Source organism: Enterobacter cloacae complex sp. 418I7 (assembly GCF_050030705.1).
GTDB classification, from domain to species: domain Bacteria; phylum Pseudomonadota; class Gammaproteobacteria; order Enterobacterales; family Enterobacteriaceae; genus Enterobacter; species Enterobacter intestinihominis.
In genome coordinates this window covers 3,717,509-3,729,747 of sequence record NZ_JBLGUU010000001.1, presented here as the reverse complement: position 1 = coordinate 3,729,747, position 12,239 = coordinate 3,717,509, and the positions used below count along the sequence as shown (strand labels likewise).

Annotated in this window: 15 protein-coding genes; 11 read left to right on the top strand and 4 right to left on the bottom strand. The window is 45.8% G+C overall.

All coding sequences use genetic code 11. From position 1 onward, the window contains the following. Positions 1 to 103: 103 nt before the first annotated feature. The 3 genes from ACQG0S_RS17925 to ACQG0S_RS17915 are packed head-to-tail and all read right to left on the bottom strand — an operon-like array spanning position 104 to position 1,121. The gene (locus ACQG0S_RS17925; RefSeq protein WP_154819299.1) at positions 104 to 376 is read right to left on the bottom strand and encodes a hypothetical protein; all 273 of its coding nucleotides are present in this window, start codon (positions 374 to 376) and stop codon (positions 104 to 106) included. Continuing rightward, complete coding sequence (locus ACQG0S_RS17920; RefSeq protein WP_162270935.1) at positions 373 to 537, bottom strand: hypothetical protein; 165 nt, start codon at positions 535 to 537, stop codon at positions 373 to 375. The genes ACQG0S_RS17925 and ACQG0S_RS17920 overlap by 4 nt, the downstream gene beginning before the upstream one ends. A gap of 5 nt (positions 538 to 542) precedes the next feature. Beyond that, on the bottom strand, positions 543 to 1,121 hold the full coding sequence (locus ACQG0S_RS17915; protein ID WP_057059868.1) for a tyrosine-type recombinase/integrase: 579 nt from the start codon (positions 1,119 to 1,121) through the stop codon (positions 543 to 545). Positions 1,122 to 2,645: 1,524 nt separating this feature from the next. Here ACQG0S_RS17915 and ACQG0S_RS17910 point away from each other — a divergent pair. The 11 genes from ACQG0S_RS17910 (at position 2,646) to ACQG0S_RS17860 (ending at position 10,685) form a co-directional block, all read left to right on the top strand. After that, entirely contained in the window at positions 2,646 to 2,822 is a 177-nt protein-coding gene (locus ACQG0S_RS17910) for a hypothetical protein (RefSeq protein ID WP_013098603.1), read from the top strand. Continuing rightward, positions 2,819 to 2,977: a hypothetical protein gene (locus ACQG0S_RS17905; protein WP_023303154.1), complete on the top strand. Its 159-nt coding sequence runs from the start codon at positions 2,819 to 2,821 to the stop codon at positions 2,975 to 2,977. Before ACQG0S_RS17910 ends, ACQG0S_RS17905 begins: the two co-directional genes overlap by 4 nt. Beyond that, positions 2,943 to 4,391 carry a hypothetical protein gene (locus ACQG0S_RS17900; protein ID WP_023303155.1) on the top strand — a complete coding sequence of 483 codons (1,449 nt, stop codon included), beginning with the start codon at positions 2,943 to 2,945 and terminating at the stop codon, positions 4,389 to 4,391. The genes ACQG0S_RS17905 and ACQG0S_RS17900 overlap by 35 nt, the downstream gene beginning before the upstream one ends. Before the next feature lie 406 nt (positions 4,392 to 4,797). Continuing rightward, positions 4,798 to 5,193, top strand: coding sequence for a hypothetical protein (locus tag ACQG0S_RS17895; RefSeq protein WP_058678883.1), 396 nt, complete (start codon positions 4,798 to 4,800; stop codon positions 5,191 to 5,193). Further along, positions 5,183 to 5,524 (top strand): hypothetical protein, encoded by a 342-nt coding sequence (locus tag ACQG0S_RS17890; protein ID WP_048210322.1) that lies wholly within the window; start codon positions 5,183 to 5,185, stop codon positions 5,522 to 5,524. The genes ACQG0S_RS17895 and ACQG0S_RS17890 overlap by 11 nt, the downstream gene beginning before the upstream one ends. A 652-nt stretch (positions 5,525 to 6,176) precedes the next feature. Beyond that, entirely contained in the window at positions 6,177 to 6,395 is a 219-nt protein-coding gene (locus ACQG0S_RS17885) for a hypothetical protein (protein ID WP_045615231.1), read from the top strand. Further along, positions 6,392 to 6,760, top strand: a complete 369-nt coding sequence (locus ACQG0S_RS17880; protein ID WP_032658661.1) for a hypothetical protein — start codon at positions 6,392 to 6,394, stop codon at positions 6,758 to 6,760. The genes ACQG0S_RS17885 and ACQG0S_RS17880 overlap by 4 nt, the downstream gene beginning before the upstream one ends. Positions 6,761 to 6,781: 21 nt before the next feature. Next, entirely contained in the window at positions 6,782 to 7,816 is a 1,035-nt protein-coding gene (locus tag ACQG0S_RS17875) for a major capsid protein (RefSeq protein WP_039271866.1), read from the top strand. 137 nt (positions 7,817 to 7,953) lie between these two features. Beyond that, on the top strand, positions 7,954 to 8,145 hold the full coding sequence (locus tag ACQG0S_RS17870; RefSeq protein ID WP_426750657.1) for a hypothetical protein: 192 nt from the start codon (positions 7,954 to 7,956) through the stop codon (positions 8,143 to 8,145). After that, positions 8,145 to 10,007: a hypothetical protein gene (locus tag ACQG0S_RS17865; RefSeq protein WP_426750655.1), complete on the top strand. Its 1,863-nt coding sequence runs from the start codon at positions 8,145 to 8,147 to the stop codon at positions 10,005 to 10,007. The genes ACQG0S_RS17870 and ACQG0S_RS17865 overlap by 1 nt, the downstream gene beginning before the upstream one ends. Continuing rightward, positions 10,008 to 10,685 carry a phage baseplate protein gene (locus ACQG0S_RS17860; protein WP_045623271.1) on the top strand — a complete coding sequence of 226 codons (678 nt, stop codon included), beginning with the start codon at positions 10,008 to 10,010 and terminating at the stop codon, positions 10,683 to 10,685. 5 nt (positions 10,686 to 10,690) lie between these two features. Here the strand turns inward: ACQG0S_RS17860 and ACQG0S_RS17855 are convergent, their stop codons facing one another. After that, positions 10,691 to 11,926, bottom strand: a complete 1,236-nt coding sequence (locus ACQG0S_RS17855) for a tyrosine-type recombinase/integrase (RefSeq protein WP_426750652.1) — start codon at positions 11,924 to 11,926, stop codon at positions 10,691 to 10,693. Between the last annotated feature and the right edge of the window lie 313 nt (positions 11,927 to 12,239).

The following is a 12,239-nucleotide window of genomic DNA, read 5'->3' as shown; positions in this document are numbered from 1 at the left end:
TACAAAGGGGGCATCAGCCCCCTCGTATCATTCCTGTAAAGCCCGTAGCCACATCATAAGCAAATGAAGCTGGCTTCCTGTCATGGCAGGAATTCGGACGGTTTTACCGTTGCTTACGTTGCACAGCGCGAGCGCTAACGCCATAATGTGCTGATTCGGCATCTCTGACTCTCCGTTGGGATTGTTGAATACGGCGGGGGCTGTCTTCCGGCAAGTTGCCAGCCTTCGCCACTTCTTCATTTACAGCTTTTCTAAGATTGGTTGGTAACAGGTGACGCTGTATCGTCGTCCCTGCAAACTTCACTACCTGCGTATAAACGCACACCGTAGCCCCACACCATAGAAAGCTGGTGATCGGCTCTTCTTCCTTTTTCACTCTTCTGAATCCTCAGTGTTGAATGTCTTTGCATACGGGCATAGCGTTTTTCCGTTCTCTGTCTGTTCCTCCTGTGGATTGGTCATCGTAATTTGTCCAGCAGTTGCCAGGGCTGGCAATAGTGCCAGCGTCAGCAGTGAGAGCACAAGTAAGCGTTCCATGTTGATCACCATTCTAACGAAAACTCCTCTGTTAAATCGTCCTGCACATCCTGACCATACCCGATGTAATACATGGTTGAGCGCGGATCTGTCTGACCCAGGAAATGGGCGATTGTCTCTATAGCCACCCCATTTTCGAATAAAATTCGGCCACGGCTTTTACGTGGTGTATGGCAGCCCACGTTAGAGAATCCTGCTCTACGTCCCATCTTCCCAAATTCAGTGAATACCGTGTTACGAGTTACGGCGTTGCCTCTGCTACGTAATGTGGCTGCACTGAAAATGTAATCTGTAGCTACAGGCATCTTCGCTTGCTCTGCCTTGCGTTGCGCCACCACAGACAGCATCGCGGCTGTCACCTTTGGCCTTACTACGTTTCCCGTTTTCTCCTGCTTCACCTTGAGGTGAGATTGCCCCTCTACATCTTCAAACTTAAGTTTGAGGACGTCAGAGATACGCAAGCCCGATTCATACATAAACACCCACAAGCAATAAAACAGGTTGGTGGTGGTGTTGCGCTGTAGCTCTGCCGCCACTGCCTTAACTTCATCTGCACTCTTTAGCGCCTGGCTAATGCCTTTCATCTTTACCCTCCTCATGTTCGTTTCGTTGAAAACATCATTGATCATAAATTGATCATTTTCAAGATGTTGCACGATACGTTTGTTTATGAAGAGCACGAAATGATCAAAAGGTATGCGCGGTTGCTTGAGTTGCTTAACGGCGTGATCAAGGCCGCCCCAATTCTGCTGTCCGTCAGCACCGAATATCTGTAACTGATTGAAAAATAACAATAAATGTAATTTCATAAATGATTCATGAAACGGTGGTTATGTCAAGAAATTTATTTTCGATGGTGGGGTGTTACCCCTGTTCGCACGGTGAAGTGATGGAAAAGTGTACTGATTTAATAGAATCAATGAGTTACAGAATACACTTTACTAATGTGTATCGAAGCGGGGCGATATTGCACGATAGATGATAATAATTCTCACCTGAGTTGATTGCATCAAGAAATGATTAGAATGCTAATGAATTGGCGGGTTTCGGCATGAAAAAAGAAACATCGTTTCAATTTAGAAAACTCGTTCAGCACATTGCACCTATCATGAAAGTGCTCATTGTGGACAATGATCGCTGTGAGCCGCACGGCGCAAGGCTTTCGTATAAGTGATGAAAGATACTTTGAAAGTGAGAAAGGCGCTCAGAGAGCGTTACTGGTGGATTATTTGGAATAGATTAAGCATCGCTTTACCTGGGGTTTAGCGGGTATTTAGAATGTAATTAGCGTGGGATTTTTCCGGCGCTATGGAGGCGAGTATTCGCGATTAACACGCAATCATGAGTGAAACGAGGGATGTAGGGTTAATTCTCCATAAAGTGGACTGTACAATTTGGTATGCGCTGATCACGCGCATGGAGGATAGCTATACAGGAAAGTGACTTCTACAGAAAAGTATTGTTGAGAAGAGATTTTTCCTGTATAGAAACTTGTCATGTTCGCTTCACTCACTGACACAAACCAACTACTAACTACCCTTAATTAAATTAAGGTTATTAATTATCTCTCTTATGTTCTCGTATTCCTCGAACATACATCATTGTGCAGGATGATCATGAGCAGATACCTTTTCATGCGACATTCACCCGCTGATCGCTGGTTCATTGTGAGCCTACGATCTCAACACATCAAAATTATGTAAAAGGGCTTATCATTAAAATGATGTGTTAACAGGTTCATTGTGCGATGTAGCGTAGCTACAAGATCGGCTCACTCGCATGAAGAGCCGGAAATGATGCCAATCGTAGAAGCGTCCTCTCCGGTTGGCAAAACTACCATAAAAACTTGTTGACTTCCACTAACTAATGTTGCTATAAAGCACATTATGTCATTGACATTTAGCAAGGCATTGAAATAGATCAATAAATGTCTTGACAAAACGTTCGTTTGTATGTTATAGTTAGGTATGTTCTGAAGAAACAGAACAACAATTCACTCTACAGATTTCCTTTTAAGCCTCCTCCTGGGCATTCGGTGAGGGGGCTTTTCTGCGTCTGTAGCTCACCGACAAGGTGAGTCCCCACAATGAATAAGGAGACAATCTTCTATGAAGTATTTCAGCAGTGACCAGGTGTTTTATGAACTGGTGAGTGGTAAAGCCACAAGAGATTTAATCTACGCATCTATGTACGTAGCCAGAAAACGAAAGTATTTCGAACGTGAACAGATGTTTAAAGAAGCACTATCCCGTTTTGATGAATTTAAGAAGGATTCCAAAGAATGAAGATTAACTTCACCCCTGAAACTTACGAGGCTTTGATCAATCGGGCTAATCGTGAAAATAAAGCCGCCGCCGCACTGGTGAGCGAATTAATAACAACAATCCTTAACAAAGAGGAAACAAATGAACCAAAGAAGAAAAGTAATAACCTACGTTGATGCAATTTGCGGATCTGGAAAGTCCACCACGTTACAGCACTACATCAAATCAAGTTTATTAACAAACTCCGAAGCAATTCCCCCTCGTTATCTTCTCGTGATGCCAACACATGAATTATGTGGACAGGTGAGGGAAGAACTAAAAGACAGACGGGTGAAGAGTTTCCATGTGGACACCGAAACAGAAGCGGTAAGACACCTAATTTCCACCTTGGAATACGATTTCCAGCATTCGGTTATTATCTGTACACATCAATGTTTCATTCATTACTGCTATCGTGCAGCGCTTGAAACGGAACTTCAAAACCTTCTCCGTAATTTCAGTATCTTTGTTGATGAAATCCCTGATGCAATGTTTGGCGCTTACATCAAAGTGCAGCATACCAAACGGACGGAACAAAATTTCCCATTCCTGGATTGGCTGGAAGAGCGGGACGGATTGTTATTCCTGAGTGAGGATAAGCGTGAAGATTTCTACGACTATTGGCACGAAACAGAGGCGAATGGTGCTGAGTTAAAGCGCCTGCTCTGGGCGATTATGCAGGGTGCTGGACTTCTCTACGAAGAGAATAAACACCTGTTTGCCTTCACTGAGTCTCCAATTATCAGATCTGTAGAATGGGCTGAACAACTCACACTTTTAGGTGCTGGCTCTTCTCGAAGTTTGTTTACCTGGGCTGCTGAACATCTGGCGAAATACGAAGTTGAGGAAGCTGGTGAAGATTTACAGCCGCCACTTGAAAGACGTAAACATAAGCGTGTACCGATCTCCCTGGTCGCCGTATGTGAAAACAGATGCACTTTGACAGCATTACAGAAAGTGTTTCACGAACATCTCCAGGAAATCATCCAGCGCGTGCCTGGTGAATTTATCTTCGCTACCAACAGAGATAAATCCCTGTGTCAGTTTACTACGATAGGGGATGAAATTCTTACCGATGCTTCCCGTGGTATCCGTGTTTCAATGGCTTCCTATGGCCTGAACCATTACCAGCACATACACAATGCAGCGTTTCTTGGTTGCAGTAATCTTGATAAAGATTTCCAAGGTAAATGGCGGCAGTATGCGGAGCTTAACGGCTGGAATGTTGAAGAATTTGAACAGAAGCAACGCTCCGCGATGAATTATGAACGGTGCTACCAGTTTATTAGTCGTACATCTATCCGTAATGCTGACACTGATCACCCTCTGGTGTTCGTAGTACCTGATCTGGCAACTGCTGAATACATCAAAGAGCATTATTTCCCTGGAGCAAAGATTGAATGTCTGAAATTTGGGAAAGTGAGAAAGAAAGTTAAAGGTAACAACACCCGTAAAGAAGTACAGGAACACAAATCCAAAGGATTGACCCAAAGACAAACGGCTGAACTAATGAAGAAAGGGATCGCCACAATACAACGCCACTGGAACTAATCAGGAGGACTAATTGATACAATACATAAAATTGAACAACACAAACCAGATACAGATCAACGATAGCGGGAAGGGCGTTTACCATGCCCTGGTTTGGTTCTGGAGAGGACGTAGGACACGCATTTCCTACGGAGAACTATCTGATAAATCCGGTGTAAGTGATCACGGGATCAGGTTCTGGCTTCGTGCGCTGCGCAACATTGGTGTGATTGATATCGACGATGAAAGCCATTATCTATCATTCACGCTGAAACACATCGAACGAGACAATGTAGAATTTATCTACTCAAATTTCTAAAACACACAATAGGGAAACTTTTATGATAACTGCTTTATGGTGGTTCACCATATTCTATGGCGTTCACGTTATGACAAGACAAGGAGTTTCCCCCTCTACGAGGAATGAATGGGAAAAAGAAAACGTAACGTAGTTACAAAATTTGAACGAAACGCACAATCATTATTACGAACATCTGATTTTCAAAATCTATCTCGCCTTTCGAAGGAATACAATTCTGTTCCTGGTGAATGGCAAACAACAATAATTGAGGAGAATAGCCCTGCAATGTCTCCTGACGAGATGGGCGCATTACAGGATATTCTCAATAGCTGCCCTGGTGCTTTCTGGAAACCCAGGAAGATTAAAATCTTCAATGTGGATTCTTCAAATCTCCACAAATGGCAAATTCTTAATTTCTCCTCATACGAACATTATTGCGGCTGGCTTTCGGTTAATCACCTTAACAATTTAACCCGCGACTTTGACACCCTATTTGATACCAAGGAACATTATGACTCTTAATACTATGGACACCGTGAACATCGTGAACACCCTAATTAACTATTTCCACGATATCTGGCATTTACCAGCATTGCAGCTTGTTAATAGGGCGTGGCGCGAGAGAACGCCCTCCGCGCTCCTGGAAGCGATACAATACACTGAACAGGCAATCAACGCGCTTGAACACTGGAACGCTGCTGTAGAGCACCTGGTGCAGATGAACGGGGATACCGTCACCGTGGATCAGGCGTGGCGAATTGCCAATGATATGGAGGAGCTTGCCCTCGCTATGGAACACATCACCGTTGAACTCGGAGAGCTTGCCATCCAGATCGCGGAAGAATGCTCATAACATAAAAGTTACGAAAACGCTTGACAATAAGTGCTTTTTGTGTCATAATGAGTTATAGGGTAGGTATTCGAATCACTCACCCTCGTATGACAATACGCACTCCCTGAGAATGCCGTTTCCCATAGCGGCACTCTCTCCCTCTGAATGCTATTTCTGAAAGTGTTGGTTCTTTCTTCTTTGTCTTGTTTAGTTCCGAAGGAATGCGCGGGATGTAATATCTTGTTGTGTTGGTATTGCATCGCAATCACCGCGCATCTCCGATTTTTTCAGAAAGGGCATTCGCTCTTTGCTCATTCATTCCGTTAGGATGAATGTAGTCAGACTGAATAAACGCCGTCAGCGGTAGTTACGTTCAGGCTGGCAAATTCTTATTACTATTCCAGGGTGATAAGAAATTCCATTCCCACTTCTCGCCATGACAGAAGGGCTTCTGTTCTGAAGTGGGAGCAAAGCACCCCCGATCTTTTTTTAATCTCCTAAGATATAAAACGGGGGTTCTTTTTTAGATGTCATTCTTTAACATCATGATCCTCCGAAACGAAAATGATTTTAACAGAATGCTTTCTAACAAGGGCATATCTCCTGGCGACTTCGGTCGCCTTTCTTACGCTCAATGCGTAACAGAAAAGTTAATAAAACGCGAAGGAACAACATGTTTCTATTAAATAACAAATCGCGTGTACTCAAATATAAAAATGATGTTCTCACCGTCAATCCTCAGATGATTGAGATGGTGGCTCAGTATGCTGGTTGTTCGGTTGATGAAGTGATCAAAGCGATGGATACATATTTTCCTGACGAATCACCAAAACAAGAAACAACTATTCAGGATTTGATTACACGTAAAGTAAAGGAATCAACCAAACAATGATTATTGATCTTGATACGCTGTTCCCGCAGCGCCTATCACCAACTGATATTGTCAGTTATGCCACAGACACATTCGCCTCTGTGGAAAGCAAAATTTTTGCATCTCTTCCTGCTGATGTTGAATGCGGCGATGTGCTTGATAGCACGGGTGCTCTCTACGCCTCCGGCGCTGATGCCTTTGTGGTGGTGAGTGAATTTGTCACTGCTGGCTCTAATAAAGCCGTCAACGTCCTACGCTCTCCGGCGCGTGGCTCTCTTGTCTGCATCAAATCGGACAACCTCACCGCTGCTGATGGCGCACATGATGCCGCTGTAGCTGCTCTGGCTGCTCAAGGCTTCCAGATGCGCGAATTCTTCACCAGTTAATCAAGGAAGGAAAATACTAACATGGCTATTTTAGGTCAAAACTACGTGGATCTTTCTCCACTCTTCAATCTTAACCCAACACGCAATTATCTGCTGGCCTCACTGGGGCTGTTCGATGGTGTGGGCGTTTCTTCTCATAAAGTGGCGGTGAGCCGTCTTGTTGAAGATAACCGTTCTCTGTTCAATGAGCCTACAGCGCGTTTCTCAAGTGAGCATAACGTGACAGCACGGCAGAACGGGAAAGAATATCTTGTGGAGCTTCCCTTCTATATGCGTGAGGATCAGATCACTCCAGCAGATATCCAGGGCAAGCGCAAACCTGGCACGGACACTCAAGAAACCCTCACCGATTTATTCACTGATTACACTCACAAGCACAGCGTGGCGTTTATGCGTACTCGTGAAAGCTATCTTGCTCGTAGCCTGTTCTCTGGTCAGGTGTATACGCCTAAGACAGACGATCTGTTAATCGACTTTGGCGACCTGTTCGGCGTAGCGCCGATGAATGCAACTCTTGATCTGTCAGCTACAGATAGCAGCACTCTACGTGCGATTGACGATATGGTGAGCCAGATCACCGAAGCGGCTCAAGGTATGGCGTCACAGGTAGAGAGGATTATCGTTTTCGCCAAGGGTGGATTCTATAGCGATCTGCGTTTCAGCCCTGCGATGGAAGCGGCTTTCCGCTATGTCAGCCCACTTGATGAAGGGAACGTTGTTTATCAGCGCCGTGAACTACTGCCAGGTGTAAGCACTTTCAGCATTCCAGGGACAAACTGCGACGTGGTGAAGGTGACAGATCCGCTGCTCTTAGCGCAAATGGGTGATGCCGACGCTATCGCTATTCCGCAATTTGCGGCTGGCTCCGGCGTTTACCAAAATATTTTTGGTGCCCCTTCGAGTTCCTTCCAGCTACTTGATTCTACCCCAGCAGAAACCTATAGCTGGAGTTATGAAAGCGAACGTGGTGACGTGGTGAACGTGATCTCGGAAAACTCAGCGCTAAGTGTTAACCACGGGTTGGGCTTCTCTGTTCACATCAAAGCCTCAGAATAAGAGCGATAGACGGTAGTTCTTCCCGTCTTGGAAAATAACAGAAGAGCTTTTAATCAGGGGCGTAGGGAACTGGAACACGCAAAGCAAATGCGCCAGCCCTTGCCCCTTTTTTATTTCCAGAATAAGAGGAAAGATAGATGCAGGTAGTACTAAAGAGTGCTGGCATTCATTTACAGGTGAGTGCAGATACAGCAAAAGAGTTATTAAATCTGGCGGGAGTGTGTCGTGTGCTTGAAATAGATCACGGTCATCTGCGTCAGTTATTACACCGTGGGCGTAGTGTATCAGAGGCACTCAACTACCTGGTGAGTAAGAAAGGTGGTGAATAATGTCAGGTGGACTAATCGTTAATACGAGTACGATCCGTAATACCGTCGAATTCGTGGTGGATCGTAATTCAATGAAGGAAGCTATGGACGCTTTCGATCAAATTCAGAAGAAAGCCAAAGGCATTAAAGACCCTACGTTGAATATGAAAAAATTCAGTCAGGGGCTAAAGTCTGCTGAAAGGGAACTCGATAGGCTGAATAAGAAAGCGTCAAAGCCTCGTGATAATAGCCAGCGTGAAGCAGAGCGAGCAGCAAAGGCTAAAGCGAGAGCAGAAGCTCAGGCAGCGAAAGAGGCCGCAAGAAACGCACAGCGCCGTGAACGGGCTGAATTGAAGCTATTGGACACTGCCAGCAGCTTTAAAAGTATGCAGCACCTTACCAATGTTGAGCTTACACAGGCCGCGCTTGCAGCGTCACGGATCACTAAAGCCTATGCAGCAGGTACTATCTCTCTACAACGCCAGAACAGCGAGATTAAGCGTTTACAGCAGAGTTACAGACGCATTAACGCAGAGCGTAGGGAAGCAGCTAAACGAGGCGCTACGGCTCCTGTAGGCGGTTCTGGAGCGATTACAGGCGGGCTTATGGGCTTAGGCACTGGTGCGCTTGCTGGCGCTGGTATCGGTGCGGCGGCTTACGGCGCTTATTCATGGGGCAAAGAGGCTGTTACAGCACAGGAAGAGCGTAGCGAGATTGTGCAACGTGCCAGATTGGGCGGGGTGGATTATAACGTCCTCCAGGCACTTTCCCAGTATGCTACGGCTAACGGGATCGACTCAGGAATGGGAATTCAAGGGGAGAGAAAGCTGCTCGATTCGGGGAAAGACATTTCCGAAAAGCTGGCAGACAGCTACACCAACAGCACCTTTGATAAGAAGTCTGGACAATGGAAAGGCGGGAACGCTGCTGTAGATACAGCCCTGAACATGGGATTCACTAAAGAGGATTTGAAATCCTACCAATCCAATCCGTTTGGCTTCGTCTCTGCCTACACTAACACCATGCAGGGGAAAGGGTATTCACAAGAGCAAATCCTTCATAACCTGGAAGACCTTGCAGACGATTTAGGCTTGTATCACAAGGCATTTTCTAATCAAGGTAAGGCACTCACTGATCAGGTGGACGTGCTCAAGCGTAATGGTCAGTGGTTGAACCAGGAACAGCAAGATCAGCTTGTAGCCTATCGTAAGTTTAACCAGGATCTTAGCATTCTCTCCGATAGCCAGAAACTGGCATTCTTCGAAGGGTTTATGTCAGAGATTGACCCTGAAACCATGCGAGAGTTTAAGGAAGCTATGCAGGAGGCGTTACCCTTCTTCAATGGGCTTGGGAAAGCTGCGGGTGATGTAGTGGATGGTCTGATGAAGCTAACCAACTGGATCACTGGAAAGCTCAACCTCCTCAATGGGGATAACACCTCTAAAGAAGCTGTTAGCCAGCACTACGGCACTACGTCAGCACCTGGACAGCCTGGAAGTAACCCTGTGGCTAACGCCTATGGAGCCAGCCAGCCGAAAGCAGACGGCACACACCAGCCTAATGTGTTCGATACATTCCATGATTGGTGGAACGGGACAAGCGACGCTAAAGATGTGAGCAGCTACGCGCAGAGCACCAACGGAGATTACTCTCCTGTTTCAATGTTGAAACAGAGTGCAGCAGCGCCAGTTAAGCCAGCCAGTGCACCGATCATGCAGCCTGTAGTATTGCAGAATCAGCTACCGGAAGGGCTTATCCATCTAACTATTTCTCCTGATCCGACATTCGGAAACATGCTGAATGCTACCGTTGATCAGCGTATCAGTGATAACAATCAGCGTATGGTGCTGGCTGTTTCATCTGGACAAGGGACGGGGGGCTAAATGGCAACACCTGGAAGTTTAACTATCGGGGGCAGCGATGCCTCCCGTATCAATTCAACCTCGAATAGTAATAATAGCAGTGCTACCCGCACCAAAGGTGAAAACGGATTCACCATCCTGGCATCTGTATATAATTCGTCCTCAGATAGCTACATTCAAAACTATCAAGCGATAGTTTTTGATGCTGTGACGGACACGGGAGTCCGTAGACAGGCTGATATTACCAGCTATCCCGTTGAGAGCGGGGCAGAGGTGAGCGATCACGTTCAGATTAAGAATAATACATTCAAGCTATCGGGGATTATTTCCGAAACTCCGGTGAGGCTGGAAAAGGATTTGTTATACAGCGCTGGTGTGAATGGCACTCGTATCAGTCAAGCTATCGAATACCTCGATAAGATGTTTGACAGTCGCCAGCCCATCACATTAGTGACAGAGCACAAAGTGTACGAGAATGTTATTCTCTCCGGCATTTCCTACGATTATAAATCTGAATACGCGATGCAATTCGATCTTGAATTTGAACAGATCAGACTTGTTAGCAAAGCTACAGTTAATGTTATCGCGACTAAAACGCAGGGAAATAAATCTGTAGGCGGTACGGTGAAACAGAAGGTAGTGAACAATGCACCTAAGAAAACCGAGGGTGATACGGTTACTACGGAGTTTAAGAAATAAGGGGCTTACGCCCCTTTTTTCGTTTCTGGAAAGATGATTTCTGGATAATCCACCATTTCCACATAGTCGGATAGCTCTTTCATGGAACACCCCGCGCTGTAGGTCTTGAATGCTTCTGTAGAAGCGGCTTGTGAAGAGTGCCCCGTGACGTAGCCTACACGCTGTTCGGGTACTCCGGCACGGTCAAGACACGTGATAAAATGCCCCCTCAAACTGTGAAAGCACTGACGGTCTGTAGCCATAGGCACTACGCGACGCCGTAAGCGGGTGAATGCTTGGGAATAGAATGGTCCTTTCTTACCGTCTTTGCGTTCAATCTTGTTAGCCTGTGGTAACAGGTAATCTCCAGTGTTCAAACTCAGATAATAATCCACCATGCCGATCAGAAAAGCGTGGATAGGGATGTGTCTGATACCAGCTTTCGTCTTGGATTTGCTAATGTAGAATGTCCGTATCCCTTCCACCATAACGATCTCTTCTTTCTTCAAGCTGGCTATTTCGTCCAACCTTGCACCAGAGAATAAACCGATCAGAATAACTGCACGTAGCTCTTCGTCTGCTTCGTTGAGTAGTGTAGATAGCTGATGCCATTCAAACGGCTGATAGCTTTCAATTGTGCGCCGCGCTTCAAGGTTGTGACCATGAAACGGATTTAGGGGCGCTATAGCGTCATAGCGACGTTTGGCGAACTCGTAGAGGCTACCTAACGATGTAAGCCAGTTTTGCACCGTCTGGGGCGCTACATCGCGTTTCTGCTGCTCTTCTATGAAGTCTGTAACTAATCGGCGTCCAATCTGATCCAGGCTGATATCAACTTTCCCAATACTCTGGAGAAACACCTCAACGGCTCGCGCCGATTTGCTCAGTGTGGAGAATGATCTCCGATCCTGGTAGGCAGTAGCGTATTCATCTCGTAAGAAGCACAGGTGAGGAATCGAACTGGCTCGCTCTTCAATCAATGGTTTATTCTTGTTCTTCCTGATTTGAGAGTGCAGGGAAGTGATCGCAAGCTGAATACGCTTATCCTCAGTATCAGGCTTGAACTGTTCTTTAAGGTTGTTCCACTCTACCAGCATGTGGTTACGGAAGTGACGCGCCTTGTAGATATCTCTTGTCCCTGTACTTTTCCGATACAGGCGCTTCCCGCCGAACATGTGGCGCATATAAGACGGGATGTAGATTTGAAACTGCCATACACCGTCCGGTGAAAGATAAAGATACTCCTGGCCCTTGATTGTCATGAGACTGATCCTCTAAAATCTCGCAATCAAGTATCAATAATAGTTACTATGTTGATTCGATGATCGTCGCGTTGCGGAAATTATGAAACAGAGTTTCGATTCCCTTCGCCCGCTCCAGTCTCCTCATAAATCAAGAAGTTATATTTCATCAGTTAGTTACGTTGCTCTGCTTTAGCAGGTACAACTAAAACTACCCACTGTTCTATACCCGTACCTGTCGCCTAACGGCTCCACTCGTTGCTGTATCACCAACGGGGCTTTATGGCTTCTATTGTCTGAAATCTGATACATTGCTTAAACATCATGTGGATTG